The sequence below is a fragment of the Allobosea sp. GW821-FHT10B12 genome, assembly GCF_059415545.1.
In genome coordinates this window covers 60,759-83,649 of record NZ_JBWKNL010000015.1, presented here as the reverse complement: position 1 = coordinate 83,649, position 22,891 = coordinate 60,759, and the positions used below count along the sequence as shown (strand labels likewise).

Here is a 22,891-nt window from a genome sequence, read left to right as displayed (position 1 = left end):
GCGTTGCGATAAGCCAAATCACGGTGTGCCGGCTGAAATGCGAGATCGGGGGGCTCGTTTTTTGTCCAAGCATCGAACCGAAAAGTGAATTCCACTTTTTGGTGCGATGCACTAGGCGATCTTAGCCGCTCAAAAAAATGCGGCAGGGGTGAACGAAACAATCCAGAATTCCCGGGAGGGGACCTCATGACTTTCGATCGTCGCAGATTCCTGACGCTCGCCGGCTCGGCCGTAGCTGCGCCGGCCGTGCTGCGCGCCACGCGCGCCAATGCCCAGGAAGTGACGCTGCGCATGCACCACTTCCTGCCGCCGGTGGCGAACGGACACTCCAAGTTCCTGAAGCCCTGGGCCGACAAGGTCGGCGCCGAATCGAACGGCCGGATCAAGATCGACATCTTCCCGTCGATGCAGCTCGGTGGCACCCCGCCGCAGCTCTACGATCAGGCCCGTGACGGCGTCGTCGACATCGTCTGGACGCTGCCCGGCAACACGCCCGGCCGCTTCACCGGCATCGAGGCGTTCGAGCTGCCCTTCGTCGCCAACAAGCGGGCGCTGGTGAACTCGCTGGCGCTGACCGACTATGCCAGCGAGCATCTCAAGGACGAGTTCAAGGACATCCATCCGATCTGCTTCTGGGCGCATGATCACGGGCTGATCCACGCCAACAAGCCGGTGAAGACGATGGAGGACCTGAAGGGCCTGAAGCTGCGCTTCCCGACCCGCCTCGCCGGCGAGGCCCTGCGCGCGCTCGGCGTCAACGCCATCGGCATGCCGATCCCGCAGGTGCCGGAATCGCTGGCGCAGCGCGTCATCGACGGCTGCGTCGTGCCTTGGGAGGTCGTGCCCTCGATCAAGGTGCAGGAACTGGTCAAGAACCACACCGAGATCCCGGGTTCGCCGACCTTCTATGTCGCTACCTTCGTGCTCGCCATGAACAAGGCGAAGTACGAGGGCCTCGCGCCCGATCTCAAGGCGATCCTCGACAAGAACTCAGGCGCCGCAGCCTCGGCCATGGCCGGCAAGGTCTGGGACGAGCAGGCCGTGGTCGTCTCCGAGATGGTCAAGAAGCGCGGCAACAGCATCGTCACGATCGAGCAGGCCGAGGCCGATCGCTGGCGCAAGACGACCGAGCCGGTGATCGAGGGCTGGGTCAAGACCGCCAAGGACAAGGGCCTCGACGGCGAGAAGCTGCTCGCTGCCGCCCGCGCCGCGCTGACCAAGCACCAGAACGCCGCCTGAGCGCGCAATGACAGACAGGGTGGTGGAAAGGCCGCCATCGCGCATCGACGCGGTGGCGGAGGCGGTCGCGCTCATCGGCGGAGGACTGCTGATCGCGCTCGCGACCATGGTCGTGGTCAGCGTGACATTGCGCAGCGATCTCGTCGGCTCGGCCGGCGTGCCCGGCGATTTCGAGCTGGTGCAGATGGCGACCGCGGTCGCGGCCTTCTGCTTCCTGCCGTTCTGCCAGCTCAGGCGTGGCAACATCTTCGTCGACACCTTCACGCTGAAGCTGCCGCAACGCTGGCGCGACGGGCTCGATGCGCTCTGGGACGTGGTCTATGGCCTCGCCATGGCGCTGATCGCCTGGCGGCTCGGTGTCGGGGCGCGTTCGGCGCTCGCCAGCGGCGAGAACACCATGGTGCTGCAGCTGCCGAGCTATCTGCCGATCGCGCTCTGCGCAGTGCTGGCCGGCTTCGTCGCGCTCGCGGCCTTTGTCAGCGCCAGCCGCCTGCTGAGGCAGCCCCGATGAGCGGCTTCTCCCTCGCGATCACCGGCTTTGCCGTCATGCTGGCGCTGATGGCGCTGCGCCTGCCGATCGGTCTCGCCATGCTGGTCGTCGGCAGCGCCGGCTATATCCAGCTCAACGGGCTCGAGCCCTTCCTCAACTATATCCGCACCACGCCCTACCAGATCTTCGCCAATTACACGCTTTCGGTGATCCCGCTCTTCGTGCTGATGGGCGCCTTCGCCGAGCGCTCCGGACTGGCGGGCGACCTGTTCAAGGCGGCTTCGGCCTTCGTCGGGCATCGTCGTGGCGGGCTTGGCATGGCGATGATCGGCGCCTGCACCGGCTTCGGCGCGATTTGCGGCTCCTCGGTCGCGACCACCGCGACCTTCGCCCGTGCGGCGCTGCCGCAATTGCGCAGCTATCGCTACGATCCCGGCTTTGCCTGCGGCGTCACCGCCGTCGGCGGCACGCTCGGCATCCTGATCCCGCCTTCGGTGATCCTCGTCGTCTATGCGATCTCGACCGAGCAGAACATCGCCAAGCTGTTCCAGGCGGCGCTGATCCCCGGCCTGATGGCGGCGACGTTCTACTGCATCACCATCTGGATCATGTCGCGGCTCGACGGCACGCTCGCCCCGGCGCATGAGCGCACGCCTTGGCGCGAACGCTGGCCGCTGCTGCTTGGTGTCATCCCTGCGCTGGCGGTCGCGGTGATCGTGGTCGGCGGCATCTATGGCGGCGTCTTCACTCCGACGGAGGGGGCATCCGTTGGCGCCTTCATCATGCTGGCGATCGGTGTGTTCCGTCGGACGCTCGGCCTTTCCGAGATCAAGCAGGCGATCCTGCAGACGGCCGAGACCTCGGCGATGATCTTCGCCATCCTGCTCGGCGCAGAGGTGTTCAACGCCTTCCTGGCACTGACGCAGGTGCCGACGGCAGCGGCCGAGATGATCGCGGCCTCCGGCTGGGCGCCTTACACCGTGCTGGTCGGCCTGCTGCTGTTCTACATCGTGCTCGGCGGCGTAATGGACGAGCTCGCCATGATCCTGCTGACGCTGCCGGTATTCTTCCCGATCGTGACCGCGCTCGATTTCGGCATGCCGACCGACGACATCGCGATCTGGTTCGGCATCCTGGTGCTGGTCGTGGTCGGCATCGGCATGACCTGCCCGCCGATCGGGCTCAACGTCTTCGTCGTCGCGTCGCTGGCGCGCGATGTGCCGGTGACGCGGATCTATCGCGGCGTCCTGCCCTTCGTCGCCGCCGATGTGATCAGGCTCGGCATCTGCGTGGCATTTCCGGCGCTCAGCCTCTATCTGGTGAAGCTCCTGAACTAGTTGCACGAGAAGAACCGGGATGATCGTACACGACCTCGACATCGACGCCGTCAAGGCGGGGCTCGCCGACGGCTCGATCCTGCTCGTCGACGTGCGCGAGCCGCATGAATATGCCGCCGGGCGCATTCCGGGCTCGGTGTCGCGGCCGCTGTCGCAGTTCGATCCGGCTGACCTGCCGGACGAGCCGGGCAAGCGCGTCGTGCTCTCCTGCGCCGCCGGCGTCCGCTCGCTGCGGGCGCTGGAGTTCGCGCAGGCCGCCGGTCTCGACATCGACAGCCATTATCTCGGCGGCTTCAAGGACTGGGCCATGCGGGGCGAGCCGGTGGAGCGCTAAGGCGCGCCCTCGAGTCGCCTTCCGGTTGCGGTTCAGGACGCTAGCGTCGATAACGTGGCGCGGCCTGAAAATCCGGCCGCGGTCGACCAAAGGTGTCCTGATGAAGGCCTCCCGCCTGCTGAACCTTACCCTCGCGGCCCTGCTTTGCACTGCCACCGCAGCCCCGCTCGCCTTCGCGCAGGTTGCCCCGCAGGCCGGAGCGAAGAAGCCGGCGCAGGACGCCGAGCTGCAGGCGGCGATCGCCAAGTCGAATGCCTATACCTCGCTCTCCAACCGGACGATCCGGGCGATCGAATCCTGGGATCGCTACAAGAGCTGGGTCGACATGAAGAAGGGCCCGACCGGCAAGGAACGCTACATCGCCTACGGGCTCTACAGCCTCTATGACGTCAAGGACGAGATCGCCAAGGCCGAGGCGGCGGCTGGTCAGCCACCGGCACAGCCGGATCTCGACGGCGCGGTGAAGCGCTATATCGCCGCCTATCAGGAGCTGGCGCCGCTCATCACCCGGGCCGAGCGCTATTACGAGCGCAAGGACTATCGTGACGACAACGCCGCCGAAGGCCGCGAGCTGCACACCAAGATGGTGCCGGCGGCGGAAGCTTTCTTGCGCGAGCGAACCGTCTTCAGCAACCAGCTCAACGGCTACAAGAAGGGCATCGACGCGCGCGAGCTCGCCGCGATCGAGGCGAGCGAAGGCCGCCAGGCCCGCTGGCAGTTGCGCAACATCATGATCAATGCACGCGCCGTGATGGACGTGATGCCGAGCAATGAGAGCCCGATCGTCGACCTCGCCGCCTTCGACACGGCGGTGGCCGGCTATTCGGCGGCGATCAAGGAGATGGACCGCTTCAAGGACAGCAACCCGTCCGGCGTGCCGATGATCGATTCCTCCGCCAGTTCCTGGCTCGGCAATCTGCGCGATTTCCGCGAGAAGCTCGGCAAGTCGAAGGGCGATGTCCGCAAGGGCGCCGCCAACGACGCCAACCGGATTGTCTCCAGCTACAATATGATGGTGACCATGTCCGACAGCGCTGCGCGCATGATCCGCTGAGTTTCAAGACCACATAGCCTGCACTCCGTGCATCCCGGTCCCTATATGTGGCCCGGGGTGACGGCGCGGCCATCCTGCGCCAGTCTTTCTCATTCGAGTGATCCGAAGGAAGTTTGCCGATGCGTCCGATGAAGTTCGGGATGGGCCAGCCGGTGCGGCGGGTCGAGGATCAGCGCCTGACCACCGGCACCGGCCGCTATACCGACGACACCGCTGTCGAGGGCGCGTTGCACGCCTATGTGCTGCGCTCGCCGCACGCACATGCGACGTTCAGGATCGTCGACAAGGACACGGCCAGCAAGCGCAAGGGCGTCAAGCTGATCCTGACAGGCGAGGATGTCGCTCATCTCGGCGACATCCCCTGCAAGGGGCTGATCCAGGACATCAATGGCCAGGAGGTGAAGCCGAACCCGGTGCCGGTGCTGCCGGTCGACACGGTGCGCCATGTCGGCGAAGCGATCGCCTTCATCGTCGCCGAGACGCTCGATCAGGCGCGCGATGCCGCCGAGGCGATCGAGATCGAGTTCGAGACGCTGCCCTCGATCACCGGCATCGCCGAAGCGCTGGAGGCCAAGGCGCCGCAGGTCTGGCCGGACCGCGACGGCAATGTCGCCTTCGAGGCCGAGCAGGGCAACGCCAAGAAGACCGAAGACGCCTTCGCCAAGGCCGACCGGACGGTTTCGGTCACCATCGTCAACAACCGCCTCGCCTCCAACTATATGGAGACACGCGCCTGCATCGCCGAATACGACAAGGCGACCAAGCGCTGGACCCTGACGCTCGGCAGCCAGGGCAGCCACGGCACGCGCGAGATCCTCGCCGACTACATCCTCAAGGTCGATCAATCCCGGATCCGGGTGATCACGCCCGATGTCGGCGGCGGCTTCGGCACCAAGATCTTCATGTATCGCGAATACCCGCTGACCATGGTCGCGGCCGAGAAGCTGAAGCGGCCGGTGCGCTGGGTCGCGGACCGGACCGAGCACTTCCTCGCCGACACTCATGGCCGCGCCAACCTGACGACCGCGACGATGGCGCTCGACAAGCGCGGCAAGTTCATCGGCCTCAAGGTCGATCTCGCCGCCGACATGGGCGCTTATCTCTCGCAATATGGGCCCTTCATCCCCTGGGTCGGCACGACGATGACGCCGGGCTGCTACAATATTCCGGCCGTGCATGTCCGCTTCCGCGGCGTCTTCACCAATACGACTCCGGTCGATGCCTATCGCGGTGCCGGGCGGCCCGAGGCGGCCTATCTGATCGAGCGGCTGGTCGATGCGATCGCGCGCGAGACCGGCAAGACGCCGGATGCGGTGCGGGCGCTCAATTTCGTCAAGCCAAGCGAGATGCCGCACAGGACGCAGACCGGCCCGGTCTACGATTCCGGCGAGTTCGAGGGCCATATGCGCCGCGCCATGGAGGTGGCGGACTGGCAGGGCTTCAAGAGCCGCCTGAAAATCTCGCAGAAGGCCGGCAAGATCCGCGGCATTGGGCTCGCCTGCTATATCGAGGCCTGCGGCGGCGGCGGGCCGGAGAGCTCGACCGTGATCCTGGAGAAGGATGGTACCGTCACGGTGCTGATCGGCACCCAGTCGAACGGGCAGGGGCATGAGACCGCCTATTCGCAGCTGGTCGCCCAGCATCTCGACATCCCGCTCGACCGCATCAAGGTCGTTCAGGGCGACACCGACCGGGTCGCGACCGGTTCCGGCACCGGCGGCTCCCGCTCCATCCCTGTGGGCGGCGCGGCGCTCAATGCAGCGACCGGCATCCTCGCCGACAACCTCAAGAGCCTCGCCTCAGATGCACTCGAAGCCGCGCCTGGCGACCTCGAGATCGTCGATGGCGCCGTGCGCATCGTCGGCACCGACAAGCAGCTCGACCTCAAGGCGATCGCCAACCTGCCCGGCGCCAAGGCCGAGCAGCTCAGCGTGCATCAAAGCTGGACGCCGCCGGAGGCGACCTATCCGAACGGCACCCATGTGGTGGAGCTGGAGGTCGATCCCGCTACCGGCGGCACTGAGATCCAGAACTATGTCGTGGTCGACGATTTCGGCGTGACGCTGAACCCGATCATGCTGCAGGGCCAGGTCCATGGCGGTGCGGCTCAAGGCATCGGCCAGGCGCTGATGGAGGAGATCCGTTTCGACTCGTCCGGCCAGATGCTGACCGCGACCTTCATGGACTACGCCCTGCCGCGCGCGATCGACATCCCGAACTTCCATTTCGAGACCCGCAACGTGCCTTGTGTCACCAACGCCCTCGGCGTGAAGGGCGCGGGCGAGGCCGGCGCGATCGGCGCCTGCCCGGCGGTGATGAACGCCATGGTCGATGCGCTGAACCGGGCTGCCGGCGTCCAGGCGATCGACATGCCGGCGACCCCGGCCAAGGTGTTCGCGACACTCAAGGGTGCGGGGTATCAGCTCTGATGCAAGGCGCTGATTGCGAGTTTGCAATGAATTTCACGACAATGCGACTTGGCGCTGTCGTGCGCCTGCGTTGATCTGGAAGAGTTCAAAACAGCGTCGGGTCCGGCGCTGCCTTCCGGAGGATTCCCACGCATGCTTCGCTCTGCTTTCGTCGCCCTCGGTCTCGCCGTCGGCGTCTCCGCCGTTCTGGCCCAGGCCAACCCGATCTCCGAGCGGCGCGACACGATGAAGGCCGTTGGCGCCGCGACGCGCGATGGCGCGGCGATGGCCAAGGGCGAGGCGCCGTTCGACGCCGCCAAGGCGCAGGCGGTGTTCAAGGCCTATGGCGATGCCGCCAAGAAGATGCCGGGCCTCTACCCGGACAGCGCCAAGACCGGCGGCGAGACCACGGCGGCGCCGAAGATCTGGGAGGACCAGGCCGGCTTCAAGGCGGCCTTCGCCAAGTTCGAGGCCGATGCCGGCAAGGGCGCGGCCGCGACCGATCTCGCCGGCTTCCGCACCGCTTTCGGCGACGCCACCAAGAATTGCGGCACCTGCCACGAGACCTATCGCATCAAGAAGTGACGGCGGCTTCAAGCCCCCAGATTTGACCTGATCGAAGGAGCGGGCTTCCTTTGGGGACGCCCGCTCCATTCGTGTCTGCGGCGTGAGGTGCGAACCCTGTCGCGATACGAGCGTTGTTTGCCGGGGACAACCGAATGAGGAACCGATGCGCCGCCTGCTGATCACGCTTCTGGTCTTCATCGCGCTCGGCATCGCCGGCTTCTTCGTCCTCACCGATCCCCGCGTGGTTTCGCCGGGGCCGGAGGTCGGCACGCTGCCGGCGCCCGACATCGAGAACGGCAAGCTGCTATTCGCGGCCGGCGGCTGCGCCTCCTGCCATGCGACGCCGGGACAGGACGACAAGACCAGGCTCGGCGGCGGGCTGGTGCTGGAGTCGCCCTTCGGCAAGTTCCACGTCCCGAACATCTCGCCGCATACGCGCGATGGCATCGGCAATTGGGGCACGGCCGACTTCATCCAGGCGATGACCGCCGGCGTCTCACCCTCGGGCCAGCATTATTACCCGGCCTTCCCGTACACCTCCTACCGGCAGATGCCGGCAAAGGCGGTGGCCGATCTCCTTGCCTATATCCGCACGCTGCCTTCGGTCGAGGGCAAGGCGCCGGCCCATGAACTCGGTTTCCCATTCAACATCCGCCGTCTGGTCGGCGGCTGGAAGCTGCTCTTCTTCGACGGCACGCCGTTCAAGGCCGATCCGTCCAAGAGCGAGGAATGGAATCGCGGCGCCTATCTGGTGAACGGGCCGGGCCACTGCGCCGAATGCCATTCCAGCCGCAACCAGTTCGGCGCCATCGTCCAGGCGACGCGCTTCGCCGGCGGGCCTGATCCCGAAGGCAAGGGCTGGGTGCCGAACATCACTCAGTCCGAGGACGGGCTCGGAAAGTGGTCGAAGGCCGAGATCACCGAACTGCTCAAGACCGGCTTCACACCGAGCTTCGACAATGTCGGCGGCACGATGGCGGCGGTGGTGCGCAACATGGCGCAATTGTCGGATGCCGACCGGCTGGCAATAGCGGAGTATCTGAAGTCGCTGCCGGCGGTGAAGGGGCCGCCGCGGCCGCAGAAGGCGGCCGGCGGTTAAGGGGATGACATAAGGGCCTGCTTTACGAAGCGGCCTTCAGTCCATCACCGCCGCCTTGAGGATGCAGACCATCAGGGCCGTGCCCGGCTGGTCGCCGATACAGCGGACGACATGCTGGCGGTCGCAGCGATAGCGCAGGGTCTCGCCGGCCTTGGCGCGCTGGGTGATGCCGCCGACCTCGACCTCGAATTCACCGGCGCTGACCGAGAGCGATTCGATCGAGCCGCGCTGATGGCCCTCCGAATCGAGCTCGCCGCCGGGCTCGGCGCTGACCTCGTACCATTGCAGCCATTCGACCGTCTTGATCCAGCCGATGATGGCGAGGCGCAGCTTGCCGTCCTCCGAGACCAGGATCGGCGTGTCCGGCCGGGCGATCTTCTCGATGAAAGCCTCTTCCTCATTGGTCGAGAGCACGCGTTCGATCGAGACATCGAGCGCCTGTGACAGTCGCCAGATCGTCGCCAGGGTCGGATTGGTTTCGTTGCGCTCGATCTGGCTGATGATCGACTTGGCGACGCCCGACTGTTCGGCGAGCTCCGAGAGCGAGAGATTATAGGCCTTGCGCAGGCGCTGGATCGTCTTGCCGAGCTGGCCCGAAATCACCTGCGCGCCGGATGCGAGCTCGCGCCCGCCACGATCCTTGGTCTCGATGCCCATTGCGCTCTTGCCTGCCGTCGCCGCTTGCCCGTTCAGGAATTTGCCGTTTGGGAAAGAGAACGATTGTTTGTCTAAGCGGACAATGCCTCGGATCGCTCCAAGCGGCAAGTCGAGCCGCCTCACACTGAGCGGGACGGGCCGGCCTCGCGCGTCTCTTTCTTGAGCAGGCCGAGCTGCTGCTCGCGCAGGATGACGTAGATGCCTGAGGCGATCACGATCAACGAGCCGATGAGCACGGCGAGGACCGGCCATTCGCCGAACACGAACCAGCCGAGCGCCGTCGCCCAGATCATCGTGGAATACTCGAAGGGTGCGATCAGCGAGGCGTCGCCATAGCGATAGGCCTGGACCAGCAGCATCTGGCCGAGACCGCCGAGCACGCCGATGGTGACGAGCAGGACGAAGTCTTTCAGATCGGGCACCGTCCAGCCGAGCGCGAGCGTCAAGAGGCCGAGCAGCGAGGTCAGCGTCATGAAGTAGAAGACGATGGCGCCGGTCTTCTCGGTATGGGTCAGCAGCCGGACCTCGATCGAGGCAAAGGCAGAGCAGAAAGCGCCGGCAAGCGCGAGCAGGGCGCCGATGGCGGGCCCGCCCGAGAGGCCGTGCCCAAAGGCCTGCGCACCCATATGCGGCGAGAGCATCAGGAGCACGCCGAGGAAGCCGACGGCGACGGCGGTCCAGCGATAGATGCGCACGCGCTCCTTCAGGATCAGTGCCGCCAGCACCACGACGATCAAGGGCGCGGCATAGCCGATCGCAACGGCGTCCGAGAGCGGCAGCAGATGCAGCGCGGCGAAGCCGAGGAACATGCCGGTCGAGCCGATGACGCCGCGCTTGAGATGGCCGCGCAGATTACTCGTCTTCAGCGCTTCGGGGAATTCATGGCGCCAGGCCAGCCAGATGATCAGCGGGATCAGCGCGAAGAACGAGCGGAAGAAGACGAGCTCGCCGGTGGGATAGCGCGAAGCCAGCGTCTTGATGCCGGCCGACATCAGCGTGAACGATAGAGCCGAAAGCAGCTTGAGGCTGATGCCGAGGAGCGGTGACAAGAGAACAGGTCGGGCACGAGGAATGGAAGTCTTGTGCAAGACGTCCGTTCCTTAGACCACGAGCAGGGAGCCGTTCCAAGCGCCGATCTTGCAAATCGGACCGGCGCGGTGCGGGACGCGATGGCAGCGCGGGTCAGGCGAAGCGGTATTCGAGGATTTCGTCGTCCCGGTCGTCGAAATTGCCGGTCGAGGTCCAGCCCAGATGCCGGTAGAAGCCATAGGAGCGTACGGCAGGGTCGGACGAGCAGCTGAGGAACAGCCTGGCGAGGCCGAACTCCTTGAAGTCGGCGACGACAAGGCTCAGCAGCGTCCTGCCAACGCCCTGGCCTTCATGCTCTGGCAGCAGCGCCAGCACGGCGATCTCGCCGGTCTCGCGCTCGCCGAAGCAGTAGCCGACGATCCGTCCTTCGACGGTCGCGACATGGCCGGGCAGGCTGCCGTCGGCGATGGCTGAGCGCCAGCTTTCGAGCGTGACGCCCGCTTCGGCGAGGCGCTCGACCGAGAAGGCGTTCTCCCGTGTCATGCCGCGCAGGACGACGCAGGCGGGCGTGTCCTCGGGGATGGCTCGTCGATAGGCGATGGTCATTGGCGGGATTTCCTCGGCCCTCATCCTGAGGAATCATTCCGTCAGGAATGGCGTCTCGAAGGATGCTCCAGATGCCTCTGAAGCATCCTGAAGCATCCTTCGAGACGGCCGCTGACGCGGCCTCCTCAGGATGAGGGCTCACATTTCTGGTGTGCCTTCAGAAGTTCGCCCGGAACGAGCCGCCGTCGATCAGGAAGTTCTGGCCGGTGATGTAGCCGGCATGGGCGCTGGAAATGAAGGCGCAGAGCTTGCCGAACTCGTCGGGCGTGCCGAGGCGGCCGGCCGGGACAGCGGCGAGCCGCCGCTTCGTCGCTTCCTCGATGCTGATGCCCTGCATCTCGGCGACCTTGTTGGTCGCGGTCTTGATCCGGTCCGTATCGAACACGCCCGGCAGGATGTTGTTGATGGTGACGTTGGCATGGGCGATCTCGCGCGCAACGCCGGCGAGGAAGGCGGTGAGGCCGGCACGGGCGCCCGAGGAGACATCGAGCCCGGTCAGCGGGGTCAGCACGCTCGCCGAGGTGATGTTGACGATGCGGCCGAAGCGCCGCTCGATCATTCCGTCGACGACGCGCTGCACCAGCTCGAGCGGGGTCGCCATGTTCTGCGCGACGCCTTCGAGCAGCGCCTCGCGCGTCACCTCGCGGAACGGTTTTGGCGGCGGGCCGCCATTGTTGTTGACGAGGATGTCAGGGTTGGGCGCAGCAGTGAGCAGCGCATCCTGCCCGGCCTTGGTCGAGACGTCGGCGACGACGGCGATCACGGTCGCGCCGGTGCTGGCGCGAATCGCGCTGGCGGTCTCCTCCAGCGTCTTGCCGTCGCGGCCGTTGACGACGACGGTGCATCCCGCTTCGGCCAGCGCCTGGGCGCAGCCTCGGCCCAGCCCCTTGCTCGAGGCGCAAACGATGGCCGTGCGGCCGGCAATTCCAAGGTCCATCAGTCTTCTCCCGAATAGGTTTGCGCTTTCGTGAGCGCAGGCAGAGCACGGTTTTCGCGCCGCGTCATCAAAGCGTAGTGCAAATCAGACACACGCCGCAGGCATCGCAACAGTTGGACTGGCGAGCATGAGCGACGACAGCGACGCCAAGCAGGTTCGCAGCATCTTCATCTCGGATCTGCATCTCGGCACGCGTGGAGCCCAGGCAGACCTCGTGCTGGAGTTCCTGCGCGCCTACGACGCGCCGACGATCTATCTGGTCGGCGACATCATCGACGGCTGGCGCCTCAAGAGCGGCTGGTACTTCCCGCAGGCTCACAACGACGTGGTGCAGAAGCTGCTGCGCAAGGTGCGCAAGGGCTCCAAGCTGATCTACGTCACCGGCAATCACGACGACTTCCTGCGCGACTATGCCGGCCTGCAGTTCGGCGGCATCACGCTGGTCGACGACATCGTCCACGAGACCGCCGACGGCAAGCGCATGCTGGTCATCCATGGCGACCTGTTCGACCTGGTCGTGCGCAACGCCAAATGGCTCGCTCTGCTCGGCGACTGGGCCTACACGATCGCGCTCGTGCTCAACCACGGCATCAACAAGGTCCGCCGCGTCCTTCGCCTGCCGCATTGGTCGCTCTCGGCCTGGGCCAAGCACAAGGTCAAGAACGCCGTGAACTATATCGGCGAGTTCGAGCAGTGCCTCGCCGACGAGGCGCGCCGGCACAAGGCCGACGGCGTGATCTGCGGCCACATCCACCATGCCGCCCAGCGCGAGATCGACGGGCTGACCTACATCAATACCGGCGACTGGGTCGAAAGCTGCACGGCGGTGATCGAGCACGACGATGGCCGCTTCGAGATCGTGCGCTGGCCGCAGCACCGGCTGAAGGGCGAGAAGCCGGCGCTGCCGACGCCGACTGCGACACGCCCCGCACCAGTTCCGAGCCTCGTCGAGGCGGCGTGATGCGCGTCCTGATCGCGACGGACGCCTGGCGCCCGCAGATCAACGGCGTGGTGCGCTCGCTGGAGCGGATGGTCGAGGCAGCGCCGGAATTCGGCGTTACCCCGCAGATGCTGACGCCGGAAGGCTTCTGGCAGGTCGGCCTGCCGTCCTATCCCGACATCCGCATCGCCCTGGCGACGCGCCGGCACATCGCCAAACGCATTGCCGAGTTCGGCCCCGACCACATCCATATCGCGACCGAAGGGCCGATCGGCTGGCTGACGCGCGCCGTCTGCCTCGCCCAGAAGCGCACCTTCACCACGAGCTACCACACCCGCTTCCCGCAATATGTGGCGGCGCGCTGGCCGATCCCCGAGAGCTGGAGCTACCGCTTCCTGCGCCGCTTCCACGGGCCGGCGGCCGGTGTGATGGTCTCGACCGCCACGGTCGAGGCGGAGCTGCGCGCCCATGGCTTCGAACGCATCCTGCGCTGGGGGCGTGGCGTCGATCTCTCGCTGTTCCATCCGCGGCCCGAGAGCGTGCTCGACCTGCCGCGGCCGATCTTCCTCAGCGTCGGCCGCGTCGCGGTCGAGAAGAACCTCGAGGCCTTCCTGTCGCTGCGCCTGCCCGGCAGCAAGGTCGTGGTCGGCGACGGGCCGGCTCGCGCCGACCTCAAGCGTGCCTTTCCGGAGGCGCATTTCCTCGGCGCGCGCGAGGGCGAGGAGCTGGCGGCGATCTATGCCTCCTCAGATGTGTTCGTCTTCCCGAGCCTGACCGACACCTTCGGCATCGTGCTGCTGGAGGCTGCGGCGAGCGGGCTGCCCGTCGCGGCCTTCCCGGTGCAGGGGCCGAGCGACGTCTTCGCCGGCAGCGAGGCGGCGGTGCTGCACGAGGATCTGCGCCAGGCCGCGCTCTCGGCCCTGCGCCTGCCGCGCCAGGCCGGGCTCGAACTCGCCCAGCGTCACAGCTGGCACAGCAGCGCTGAACAGTTCTACGGCCATATGCGCCGCGCAATGCAGGCCGCTGCCGTCGGCAAGACGGCGCGCCCCGAACTGGCGCCGGCCCCGACGACTGCGCTGTCCGTGCGGCTGGAGCCGACGGAACGCAAGGAATTCGCCTGAGGCGAGGTCAGATGCCGGGCGTCACAGCCGGCGCGAGCGGGCATGGCGCGGCAGCGTCGGCTGCGGCGCGCTCGCCGGCTTGAGCTCGCTGCGGAAATCGTCGCGGCGTTGATGCACCGAGGCGATGACGAGGCCCATCGGCACGCCGAGGCCGACCAGCGCCGCTTCCGACAATTGCAGACTGGCCTCGATCGTCTCCGGCACGGCGTCGTTGACGCCGAGCTCGTAGAGATGCCGCGCATGCTTGGCGTCACGGGCGCGAGCGACGATGATGAGGTCCTGCCGCACGGCCCGCGCCGCAGCGACGATCTCGTCGACGGCACGGGGGTTGTCGATGGTGACGATCAGCGCGGTCGCTTCCTCGAGCCCGCAGAGCCGCAGGAAATCCGTCTTTGTGGCGTTGCCGTAGAAGGCCGGGCGGCCCGCGCGGCGCTGCGCCGCGATCAGGGTCGCGTCGGCATCGACGGTGATATACGGCACCCTATGCTGCTCCATCATCTCGCTGACCAGCCGGCCGACGCGGCCGAGGCCGACGACGATGGCGCGCGGGGCGTGATCGTCCGGCGGCAGGATGTTTGCTTCCGCGGGTAGGTTCACCGCAGGCGCCAGGCGCGCCGAGAGCTTCCGTGCCATGCGGGCGGCGAGCGGCAGGAAGATCATGGTTAGCGAGACGCCGGCCAGCACGAGCGCCGCAGCGTTCTGATCAACCAGCTTGGCGGCGACGGAGGCGGTCAGCAGCACGAAGGCAAATTCGCCGCCCGGGCCAATCATGATCGCGGTTTCGAGCGCGGTCGACCGTGACAGCTTGAAATAGCGGGCGAGCAGGAAGGTGATCGCGACCTTGGCGAGGAAGAGCCCGGCGGCGATGCTGAGGATCGCGGCCGGCTGAGCCGCCAGCGCGGCCGGGTTCACGCTCATGCCGACGGTCAGGAAGAAGACGCCGATCAACAGCGACTTGAACGGCTCGATCGTGACCTCGATGGCGCGGCGATACTCCGTTTCGGCCAGCAGCAGCCCGGCGATGAAGGCTCCGAGCCCCATGGAGAGCCCGGCCCCTGCTGCGATCAGTCCCGTGCCGAGTGCGACCAGCAGGGTCGCCGCCATGAAGCTCTCGGAGGAATCGGTCGAGGCCACAAGGCGGAAGAGCGGGCGCATGGCGAGGCGGCCGATGACGATGATCGCGGCAACGGCGGCGACCGCCTGCAGCAGGGCCTGCGTCAGGCCGGCGATCAGCGAACCGCCGTTCTGTGCGCCGAGCACGCTGACCAGGAACAGCAAGGGGATTACGGCGAGATCCTGGCAGAGCAGAATGGCGAAGCTGGAGCGCCCGGCCGAGGAGGTGATGCGGCGATGGGCCGAAAGCAGCTCAACGACCATCGCGGTCGATGAGAGGGCGAGGGCAGTGCCGATCAGCAGCGCGGCGGCTGCCGGCTGTCCGAAGCCGTAGGCGATGGCGCTGATCACAGTGGCCGAGAACGCGACCTGGCCAAGGCCGAGTCCGAAGACCAGCCGGCGCATGGTCATCAGGCGCTCATAGGAGAGCTCCAGCCCGATGACGAAGAGCAGGAAGGCGACGCCGAGCTCGGCCGGGCCGGCAAGCGCCTCCGCATTCGAGACGGTGATCGCACCGAGGAAAGGAATCTTGGCGGCGAGACCGCCGAGGCCGTAGGGGCCGAGCAGGGCGCCGCAGGCCATGAAAGCGACGACGGAGTTGACGCGGAAGCGCTTGGCAAAGGGCACGATCACGCCGGCCGTAGCGAGCACGACCACGGCATCGCGATAGGCGGAAGGATCGATCGTCCCGGCCACGTCACCCTCGAAGAATCAAGCGAAGCTGCTGATCTCGAAGCTTTGCTTGGCAAAGCCTTGCAACACAAACCAAAACTCGCGCCGGGCCGACGAAAACTTGCCCCGCCGCCGGCCGACCTCTAAGCACATGCCATTCGCGGCGGCAGCATGGCCGCAGAGCAGCCATATGAAGGGCCTCGCATGCGCTTTACCGGCACCGCTTCCTATGTCGCCACCGAAGACCTGACCGTCGCGGTCAATGCCGCGATCCGGTTGGAGCGACCGCTGCTGGTCAAGGGCGAACCCGGCACCGGCAAGACCGTGCTGGCCGAGGAGATCGCCGCCGCGCTCGGCGCGCCGCTGCTGACCTGGCACGTCAAGTCGACCACCAAGGCGCAGCAGGGGCTCTACGAATACGACGCGGTCAGCCGCTTGCGCGACAGCCAGCTTGGCGAGTCCAGAGTCTCCGACATCGCCAACTACATCAAGCGCGGCAAGCTCTGGGAGGCTTTCGTCTCGCCGGTGCGGCCGGTGCTGCTGATCGACGAGATCGACAAGGCCGACATCGAGTTCCCGAACGATCTCCTGCTCGAGCTCGACCGCATGGAATTCCATGTCTACGAGACCGGCGAGACGATCCGCGCGGCGCAGCGGCCGGTGATGATCATCACCTCGAACAACGAGAAGGAACTGCCGGACGCGTTCCTGCGCCGCTGCTTCTTCCATTATATCCGCTTCCCCGACGCCGAGACGATGCAGAGAATCGTCGAGGTGCACTTCCCCGGCATCAAGAAGCGCTTGATGGAGGAGGCGCTGCGCCTGTTCTTCGAGGTGCGCGAGGTGCCCGGCATCAAGAAGAAGCCCTCCACCTCCGAACTGCTCGACTGGCTGAAGCTGCTCGTCGCCGACGATATCGGCCCCGAGGTGCTGCGCGAGCGCGACCCGCGCAAGCTGATCCCGCCGCTGCACGGCGCGCTGCTCAAGAACGAGCAGGACGTCTCGCTGTTCGAGAAGCTCGCCTTCATGGCGCGTCGGGAGAGCCGCTGAGCTTCACCCCCGGCACCGCATCGCAAGGCGGGATCGCCGTGGCGAGATCGACTTTGGGATCGATCTCGCGGACGGCCTCCTTGAGGTCGAAATCGCGCAGCAGCAGGACATAGTCCTGCGTCTCCGACGTTCTGAGGTAGCCGGTCATCGTGATCGGCTTGCCCGAGAGTTCGCCCAGCCGGCAGGCCTTGTCGGCGCCGAGCGCCAGGCTGCCGCGATTGCCGCTGTTCTGCGGGCCGGCGAACATCTCCTCGCGGAAAGCGCCGAGGCGCGCGGCGTCGGCGTGGTTCAGCCTGAACACGGTGAAGCGGCGGCCCGGCGAGGCCATGGCCGGCAGCTTCGCCAGTTCGACCGCGTCCCGCACTTCTTCAAGCACGACCTTGCGTTCATGGCGGCCGCCATCCTTGGGAAGGGCGACGAGCGTCATGGTGACACCGCCGGGCAGCGTGCGGATGTCGGCCGGCAGGCTGATGCCAGCGCGCAACTGGGCGAGATCGGTGGTCTTCATGTCGATCTTGGACAGCTTCGGCAACGAGGTCAGCGGTACGTGGCCGCAGCCGGCGAGAAGGCCGCAAACCAGGACAGTAGCGGGCAGGGCGGTGCGCATCGAGTTCCTCAGTGAAATGGCTTTGACATTTATAAATTCATCTCTTAGTTTAATTTTGTCAATCGCGGAGTGAAACGATATGGCATCCCTTACAAGCCCGGTTCAAAGCCGGTCCGCCATGGTGCGGCTACGCCGTGTGAGTACGGCGGCACGCATCCTGTGTGCCGCCGCGGCAGCGCTGATGGCCATCGGCACGGTCTGGCTCTGGCACGACTCCGAGCAGCTTGCCGCCTATGCCCGCACGATCGGGGTGAGTGCGCCGATCGGCCCGCTGTCGGAACGCGGCTACTGGATCGCGCTGACGATCGGCCTCGTGCCTGCCGGCCTCTTCGTTGCGGCGATGCTGCGGCTCGCCAGCCTGTTCGGCCGCTTCGGCCGCGGCCAGGTGCTGGAGGAGGAGAACGCGCAGCGGCTGGTGCGCGTCGGGTGGCTGCTGACGGCGATGGGCGTGGCGACCCCGCTGACGCGCGGTTTGCAGAGCGTGGCGCTGACCTTCGACAATCCATCGGGACAGAAGCAATTGGCGATCACGCTCGATCCGGGAGTGCTCGGCGCGCTGGCGGCCGGGGCGGCGCTGGTCGCCTTCGGGCTGGTGCTCAAGGAGGCGGTCCGTCTGGCGGACGAGAATCAGAGCTTCGTGTAGGCGCCAGGTGATGCCGGGTGGGCTTCGAGCCAGGCTGCCGCGGTTCATGTGTGGGTTCAATTTTGTCAGTTTTGGAGCCTGTTTCCATGAGCGCCATTGCGGTCGACACTCCTCAGACGCGCCTCCGCCGCCGGATCGGCTGGCTCTGCCACCTCACACGCTGGGCGGCCCTGGCCTATGCCGCCTGGATACTGGTCGTCGTCCTGCAGGTCTGGGGGGAGGAGGGCCGTGCCGTGCAGGTCTATGGTGCGTGGCTGAGAGCGGATCTTTCCGGCATGCAGGGCTGGCAGCGCCTCGCCGGGCTGGCGCTCAGCCTCGCGATCTGGTCGGCTACGGTGATCGCCTGCTACAGCGTCTGGCGGCTGTTCACGGGCTACCTCGCAGGCAGCATCTTCACGCGCGAGGCGGCGCTCTGGCTGCGCCGGATCGCCCTGTTCGGTCTTGGCGCTCAAGCGGCCGATATCCTCTTGCGGCCGTTATTGTCGATGATCGTCTCGGCGCATCTTCCGGCCGGGCGTCGCCTGGTGGGCCTGACCGTCAATCCGCAGGATCTGCTGATCCTGCTCTTTCTGCTCGGCTTTCTGGCGCTGGCGCACGTCTTCATGGCGGCCACGGAAATCGCCGACGAAAACGCCCAGTTCGTGTAAGGCCGCGCGATGCCGATCATCGTCGAACTCGATGTCATGCTGGCGCGTCGCAAGATGCGCTCCAAGGAGCTGGCCCAGCGGATCGGGCTGACGGAGCAGCAGGTCTCGCAGCTGAAATCCGGCAAGGTCCGCGGCATGCGCTTCGATACGCTGACGCGAATATGCGTCGTGCTCGACTGCCAGCCGGGCGACCTGCTGCGCTACGAGCCGGCCGCGGAGGACCTCGCGCTCGATCCTGATTCAGCTGAGCCGTAGCAGGCTCAGCCAAGCCCGAGCAGCGGGCGCGCCTGCAGCGCCGCGACGAGCGCCGTCGCGGTGACAGCGGCATAGGCGGCCGAGACCGTGCCGAGCGCGACGAGCCCGGCTTTCCTCTGCCGCAGTGCAAACCAGAGCAGCAGGCCGACCGCCGGGATGATCTGCAAGGCGTGCAGGCCGAGGAAATGCGCGACGCGCAAATCCCCGATCGCCAGCGACCAGCCGAAGAAGGGGATTGTCTGGTGCGCCCCCGGCACGACGCCGACATAATGCCCGCTGGCGCTGGAGCCGAGCAGGGCGCCGCTCGCCAGGCCGAAGACGCAGGTGAGGGCGAGCCCGGCGACGAGCGACCAGCGCACGACCTCCGGCATCGGCGCGGTATCGCGACGGGCAAGCCCATAGGCGAGGAAGCCGGGCGCGATCGTGAACATCACGGCGCCGACGCCCATCAGCGTGTAGAGCCAGGCGCCAAGCGCGCTGTCGCTGTTGTAGTGCGAGGCTTCGACACGCGAGGCGCGCCAGGCGATGTAGAGCACTTCGAGGATGATCGGCACGATCACCGGCCAGACCATGTAGCGTCCGAGCCAGGAGGAGCGGAAGCGCTCGCTCGCGAGCGGCAGGAATAGTGCCAGGGTGAACAGGTAGAAGGCGACCGAGAGCTCGAATTTCAGCGGCTTGATCCAGGTGTCGACGCCCTGGAATTGTCGGCTGTCGATCAGCCAGGCGAAGACGGTCGGGACCGCCAGAGCGAGCATGGCGAAAGCTGCGGCGGTGAGGCGCGGCTCCAGTTCGAGATCGGGCAGCCAGGCGGGAAGGCGCGCCTGGAGACGGGCGATGCGGTCTTCGCGCGCCAGGCGGAAACAGGCCTCTAGCAGCAGATAGGTGACATAGCCGAACGGCCCGAACAGGAAGACCATCGGCAGCACCGGCAGTATCAGCCAGTGCGGGATCCCCTCCGCCTGCGAGCGCCGCAGGATCCAGTTGCCGAGGAAGAGGTCGAAGGCGAGGTAGTGGACCCAGCCGGCGAGCAGCAACGGCTTGGAGGCGAACAGGGCCGCAACCGAGTCGAGCGAGGAGAAGCCACCCTTCGCATCATGCCAGTAGACGGCGATGAGCACAGCATAGCCGAGCGAGAGCAGGGCCGGGATGATCCAGCCGGCGAGCGCGGCCGAGATGCCACGCCAGCGCGGCAGCAGGATCAGCGCGCCCCAGCCCAACATCGCAAGTTGGCCGGCCCGGGCGAAGGCGTCGTCCAAGGTGAAAGGCATTGCCCATTCCAATCTTGACGCTGTTCAGTTGCGGGCTTGTCCTATTGCGTTATCTTAACGGCGTCAAGTTTGATGGCGGCGGCGTGCGGGCAGGGCGGGCGATGGACAGCAAGGTCGGCAAGCGGGGCGGCTATCACCATGGCGATTTGCGCCAGGCGATGATCGAGGCGGCCGAGGCGGTGCTGGCGGAGAAGGGCGTCGGCGGCTTTACCTTGCGCGAATGCGCCCGCCGGGCCGGGGTTTCGCCGGCAGCGCCGGCGCATCATTTCGGCAATCTCGTCGGCCTGCTCACCGCGATCGCGACACTCGGCTTCGACGACCTCTCGCAGGAGATGGAAAGTGCCGTCGCGAAGGCCTTAGGCTCCGGTGGCGACCGGCTCGCTGCGATCTGCGAGGCCTACCTTGCCGTTGCGCTGGCGCGCCCCGGCCGCTTCCGTGTCGCCTTCGGGCGCCTCGGCCTGAAGAACAACGATGAGGATCTGCGTCGCTCCGCCATCCGCGCCTTTGGCATCCTGGTCCGCGAGACGAAAGTGGCGCTCGGGAGCAACGTCGATGGCGATGTTTTGACGCGGCTGCCGTCGAGCTATGCCGGCGATGCCGACCTCGCCGAAATCCTGTTCGTCTGGTCGATCACCCACGGCTTCTCGACCATGCTGATCGACGGCCAGCTCGCGCCGCTGGAAATGCAGCCGGGCGGGCGTGAACGACTGATCGCACTGTATTCGGGCCGGCTCATGGAGATGCTGCTCGCCGCCATGCAGCCTTCCACGGCCAAGCCACTCGCAAATCCCGCCAGCCATGGTTAGATGGCGGCCATGCGCCGCCTGATGCTCCTGCGCCACGCCAAATCGGCCTGGCCTGCCAACACCGCCGACCGCGACCGCCCGCTCGCCACGCGCGGGCGCGAAGCCGCCCCGGTCATGGGCCGCTATCTCGCCGAGGAGCTTTTGCTGCCTGACCTCGTCCTGATCTCGCCGGCCAAGCGCACGGCCGAGACCTGGGAGCTGGTCAAGCCGATGCTGCCGGAGAAGCCACCGACGCATTACGAGCCGCGCATCTACGAGGCCAAGCCCGAGCGCCTGCTCAACGTTGTGCAGGAGACCGATCCGCAGGTCCGCACGCTCCTGATGATCGGCCATAATCCCGGCTTCGAGGAACTCGCCGCCAAGCTCGCCGGGCATGGCGATCGTTATGCCGCGGCGCGGATGGCGGAAAAGTACCCGACTTGTGGGCTCGCCGTGATCGATTTCTCGATCGAGGATTGGCGCGACCTCGCTGCAAGAAGCGGCAGGCTCGACCGTTTCGTCACGCCGGCCTCGCTCGGCGAGGGGCCGGACGAATGATGCGGACCGCCTGATGGCGTCCGGTTCCTATCTCGAGGAGGCGCGTAGTGCCGCGCTTGCCTTCGGCGACAGCCTGCTCGGCCTGGCGCGGCCGCGCCTGCGCATCGGCGTCACCGGCCTGTCGCGCTCGGGGAAAACCGTCTTCACCACGGCGCTGATCCAGAACCTGGTCGAGGGCGCGAAATTGCCGGTGCTGAAGGCCTCGGCCGAGGGACGGATCGCGCGGGTCAGGCTGGTGCCGCAGCCCGATCCCGAGATTCCGCGCTTTCCCTATGAAGCGCATCGTGCCGCGCTCTCCGGTCCGGATCGGCGTTGGCCGGACTCGACGCGCCGCATCTCGGAGCTTCGGCTAGAGGTCGACTACGAGCGCGCCGAGGGCTGGTTCAAGGGCCCGGCGACGCTGACCCTCGACATCGTCGACTATCCCGGCGAGTGGCTGCTCGATCTTGCTTTGATCGGGCAGGATTATGCGAGCTGGTCGGCGCAGGCTGTCGCGGATGCGCGCAAGACGCACCGGCTCGCCGTCGCCGCGCCCTGGCTCGAGGATCTCAGGCAGCGCGATCCGGCCGGGCCGGCGGACGAGATGGCGGTGGAAGCCGCGAGCGATGTCTTCAAGGCCTATCTCGCCGCCTTGCGCGCCGATCCGGAAGCGGTGGCGGTGACGCCCCCCGGCCGCTTCCTGATGCCGGGCGATCTCGAAGGCTCGCCGGCCCTGACCTTTGCGCCGCTCGATTTGCCGCCGGGCGCGCAGCCGCAGGCCGGCACGCTCGCCGGGCTGATGGCGGAGCGGTTCGAGGCCTATAAGCGGGTCGTGGTCGGGCCATTCTTTCGCGAGCATTTCGCCAGGCTCGACCGGCAGATCGTCCTCGTCGACGCGCTGGCGGCGCTCGATGCCGGTCCCGCCGCACTCGCCGATCTTGAAACCGCGCTCGGCCAGGCGCTCTCGGCCTTTGCGGTCGGCCGCAACAGCCTGTTGTCGAGCCTGTTCGCGCCGCGGATCGAGAAGGTGCTGTTCGCCGCGACCAAGGCCGACCATCTCCACCATACCAGCCATGACCGGCTCGCCGGAGTGATGTCGCATCTGGTCGCGCGGGCCGCGGCACGGGCCCAGGGTGCGGGCGCCAAGGTCGAGGCGATGGCCTTCGCCGCGATCCGCGCCACGCGCGAGGTCCGTATCCGCGAGGGGCGCGAGGAGCTGCCGGCGATCGCCGGCGTGCCTGAGGCGGGCGAGGTCGTCGATGGCGAGGTCTTCGACGGGGAGGCCGAGGCCGCCATCTTCCCGGGCGACCTGCCGGAGCGGCCCGAGGCGATCTTCGATGCCGGCGCACCGCGCTGGCATGTCAGGGCGCCACGCTTCCGGCCACCGCTGGTCAAGCCGGATGCCGGCGGGCGCCTTGCTCCGCCGCCGCAGATCCGCCTCGACCGTGCGCTCGAATTCCTGATCGGCGATCGGCTGGTGTGAAGGAGGGGCGAGC

At 66.8% G+C, this 22,891-nt stretch carries 24 protein-coding genes; 17 read left to right on the top strand and 7 right to left on the bottom strand.

The genetic code is table 11. The annotated features are described in order from the left end of the window. Positions 1–186: 186 nt before the first annotated feature. From AC07O0_RS29185 to AC07O0_RS29150, 8 genes are all read left to right on the top strand, one after another. Entirely contained in the window at positions 187–1,239 is a 1,053-nt protein-coding gene (locus tag AC07O0_RS29185; protein WP_494628209.1) for a TRAP transporter substrate-binding protein, read from the top strand. 7 nt (positions 1,240–1,246) lie between these two features. Beyond that, positions 1,247–1,750, top strand: a complete 504-nt coding sequence (locus AC07O0_RS29180) for a TRAP transporter small permease (RefSeq protein ID WP_494628207.1) — start codon at positions 1,247–1,249, stop codon at positions 1,748–1,750. Then, a complete protein-coding gene (locus AC07O0_RS29175; RefSeq protein ID WP_494628205.1) occupies positions 1,747–3,066 on the top strand; it encodes a TRAP transporter large permease in 1,320 nt (439 codons plus the stop codon). The genes AC07O0_RS29180 and AC07O0_RS29175 overlap by 4 nt, the downstream gene beginning before the upstream one ends. A 19-nt stretch (positions 3,067–3,085) precedes the next feature. Next, positions 3,086–3,400: a rhodanese-like domain-containing protein gene (locus AC07O0_RS29170; protein ID WP_494628204.1), complete on the top strand. Its 315-nt coding sequence runs from the start codon at positions 3,086–3,088 to the stop codon at positions 3,398–3,400. Between the two features lie 100 nt (positions 3,401–3,500). After that, positions 3,501–4,454: a YiiG family protein gene (locus tag AC07O0_RS29165; RefSeq protein WP_494628202.1), complete on the top strand. Its 954-nt coding sequence runs from the start codon at positions 3,501–3,503 to the stop codon at positions 4,452–4,454. Between the two features lie 119 nt (positions 4,455–4,573). Continuing rightward, positions 4,574–6,883: a xanthine dehydrogenase family protein molybdopterin-binding subunit gene (locus AC07O0_RS29160; RefSeq protein ID WP_494628200.1), complete on the top strand. Its 2,310-nt coding sequence runs from the start codon at positions 4,574–4,576 to the stop codon at positions 6,881–6,883. Positions 6,884–7,015: 132 nt separating this feature from the next. After that, on the top strand, positions 7,016–7,447 hold the full coding sequence (locus AC07O0_RS29155) for a c-type cytochrome (RefSeq protein ID WP_494628198.1): 432 nt from the start codon (positions 7,016–7,018) through the stop codon (positions 7,445–7,447). Between the two features lie 145 nt (positions 7,448–7,592). Further along, complete coding sequence (locus tag AC07O0_RS29150; RefSeq protein WP_494628196.1) at positions 7,593–8,528, top strand: c-type cytochrome; 936 nt, start codon at positions 7,593–7,595, stop codon at positions 8,526–8,528. A 36-nt stretch (positions 8,529–8,564) separates the two neighbouring features. On the opposite strand, the gene AC07O0_RS29145 is transcribed toward AC07O0_RS29150, so the two are convergent. The 4 genes from AC07O0_RS29145 to AC07O0_RS29130 form a co-directional block, all read right to left on the bottom strand. Next, positions 8,565–9,185, bottom strand: a complete 621-nt coding sequence (locus tag AC07O0_RS29145) for a helix-turn-helix domain-containing protein (protein WP_494628194.1) — start codon at positions 9,183–9,185, stop codon at positions 8,565–8,567. Between the two features lie 119 nt (positions 9,186–9,304). Continuing rightward, positions 9,305–10,234, bottom strand: coding sequence for a DMT family transporter (locus AC07O0_RS29140; RefSeq protein WP_494628192.1), 930 nt, complete (start codon positions 10,232–10,234; stop codon positions 9,305–9,307). A 133-nt stretch (positions 10,235–10,367) separates the two neighbouring features. Beyond that, positions 10,368–10,820 (bottom strand): GNAT family N-acetyltransferase, encoded by a 453-nt coding sequence (locus AC07O0_RS29135; protein ID WP_494628190.1) that lies wholly within the window; start codon positions 10,818–10,820, stop codon positions 10,368–10,370. 157 nt (positions 10,821–10,977) lie between these two features. Continuing rightward, positions 10,978–11,757 (bottom strand): SDR family oxidoreductase, encoded by a 780-nt coding sequence (locus AC07O0_RS29130; protein WP_494628188.1) that lies wholly within the window; start codon positions 11,755–11,757, stop codon positions 10,978–10,980. A 127-nt stretch (positions 11,758–11,884) separates the two neighbouring features. Between AC07O0_RS29130 and AC07O0_RS29125 the strand changes: the two genes are divergently transcribed. Both AC07O0_RS29125 and AC07O0_RS29120 read left to right on the top strand, forming a co-directional pair. Then, positions 11,885–12,718: a UDP-2,3-diacylglucosamine diphosphatase gene (locus AC07O0_RS29125; protein ID WP_494628185.1), complete on the top strand. Its 834-nt coding sequence runs from the start codon at positions 11,885–11,887 to the stop codon at positions 12,716–12,718. Then, positions 12,718–13,818: a glycosyltransferase family 4 protein gene (locus tag AC07O0_RS29120; protein WP_494628183.1), complete on the top strand. Its 1,101-nt coding sequence runs from the start codon at positions 12,718–12,720 to the stop codon at positions 13,816–13,818. The genes AC07O0_RS29125 and AC07O0_RS29120 overlap by 1 nt, the downstream gene beginning before the upstream one ends. A 21-nt stretch (positions 13,819–13,839) precedes the next feature. Here the strand turns inward: AC07O0_RS29120 and AC07O0_RS29115 are convergent, their stop codons facing one another. Next, entirely contained in the window at positions 13,840–15,627 is a 1,788-nt protein-coding gene (locus tag AC07O0_RS29115; protein WP_494628181.1) for a cation:proton antiporter domain-containing protein, read from the bottom strand. Positions 15,628–15,807: 180 nt separating this feature from the next. Here AC07O0_RS29115 and AC07O0_RS29110 point away from each other — a divergent pair, with 180 nt between their 5' ends. Continuing rightward, positions 15,808–16,653 carry an AAA family ATPase gene (locus AC07O0_RS29110; protein ID WP_494628179.1) on the top strand — a complete coding sequence of 282 codons (846 nt, stop codon included), beginning with the start codon at positions 15,808–15,810 and terminating at the stop codon, positions 16,651–16,653. On the opposite strand, the gene AC07O0_RS29105 is transcribed toward AC07O0_RS29110, so the two are convergent. Continuing rightward, positions 16,628–17,260, bottom strand: a complete 633-nt coding sequence (locus AC07O0_RS29105; RefSeq protein ID WP_494628177.1) for a hypothetical protein — start codon at positions 17,258–17,260, stop codon at positions 16,628–16,630. The two genes, AC07O0_RS29110 and AC07O0_RS29105, sit on opposite strands and share 26 nt — an antisense overlap. 79 nt (positions 17,261–17,339) lie before the next feature. Here AC07O0_RS29105 and AC07O0_RS29100 point away from each other — a divergent pair, with 79 nt between their 5' ends. The 3 genes from AC07O0_RS29100 to AC07O0_RS29090 all read left to right on the top strand — a co-directional run bounded on the left by AC07O0_RS29100 (position 17,340) and on the right by AC07O0_RS29090 (position 18,805). Further along, positions 17,340–17,903 carry a DUF2975 domain-containing protein gene (locus AC07O0_RS29100; RefSeq protein ID WP_494628175.1) on the top strand — a complete coding sequence of 188 codons (564 nt, stop codon included), beginning with the start codon at positions 17,340–17,342 and terminating at the stop codon, positions 17,901–17,903. A gap of 86 nt (positions 17,904–17,989) precedes the next feature. Further along, positions 17,990–18,550, top strand: a complete 561-nt coding sequence (locus tag AC07O0_RS29095) for a DUF2975 domain-containing protein (RefSeq protein ID WP_494628173.1) — start codon at positions 17,990–17,992, stop codon at positions 18,548–18,550. A 9-nt stretch (positions 18,551–18,559) separates the two neighbouring features. Continuing rightward, positions 18,560–18,805, top strand: coding sequence for a helix-turn-helix domain-containing protein (locus AC07O0_RS29090; RefSeq protein ID WP_494628171.1), 246 nt, complete (start codon positions 18,560–18,562; stop codon positions 18,803–18,805). Between the two features lie 5 nt (positions 18,806–18,810). Here the strand turns inward: AC07O0_RS29090 and AC07O0_RS29085 are convergent, their stop codons facing one another. Then, positions 18,811–20,073: an ABA4-like family protein gene (locus AC07O0_RS29085; RefSeq protein ID WP_494628169.1), complete on the bottom strand. Its 1,263-nt coding sequence runs from the start codon at positions 20,071–20,073 to the stop codon at positions 18,811–18,813. Positions 20,074–20,174: 101 nt separating this feature from the next. Here AC07O0_RS29085 and AC07O0_RS29080 point away from each other — a divergent pair, with 101 nt between their 5' ends. The 3 genes from AC07O0_RS29080 to AC07O0_RS29070 are packed head-to-tail and all read left to right on the top strand — an operon-like array spanning position 20,175 to position 22,878. Beyond that, the gene (locus AC07O0_RS29080) at positions 20,175–20,879 is read left to right on the top strand and encodes a TetR/AcrR family transcriptional regulator (RefSeq protein WP_494628167.1); all 705 of its coding nucleotides are present in this window, start codon (positions 20,175–20,177) and stop codon (positions 20,877–20,879) included. Positions 20,880–20,888: 9 nt separating this feature from the next. Beyond that, positions 20,889–21,416, top strand: coding sequence for a SixA phosphatase family protein (locus tag AC07O0_RS29075; protein WP_494628165.1), 528 nt, complete (start codon positions 20,889–20,891; stop codon positions 21,414–21,416). Positions 21,417–21,429: 13 nt separating this feature from the next. Beyond that, positions 21,430–22,878 carry a YcjX family GTP-binding protein gene (locus tag AC07O0_RS29070; protein WP_494628163.1) on the top strand — a complete coding sequence of 483 codons (1,449 nt, stop codon included), beginning with the start codon at positions 21,430–21,432 and terminating at the stop codon, positions 22,876–22,878. Positions 22,879–22,891: the final 13 nt, after the last annotated feature.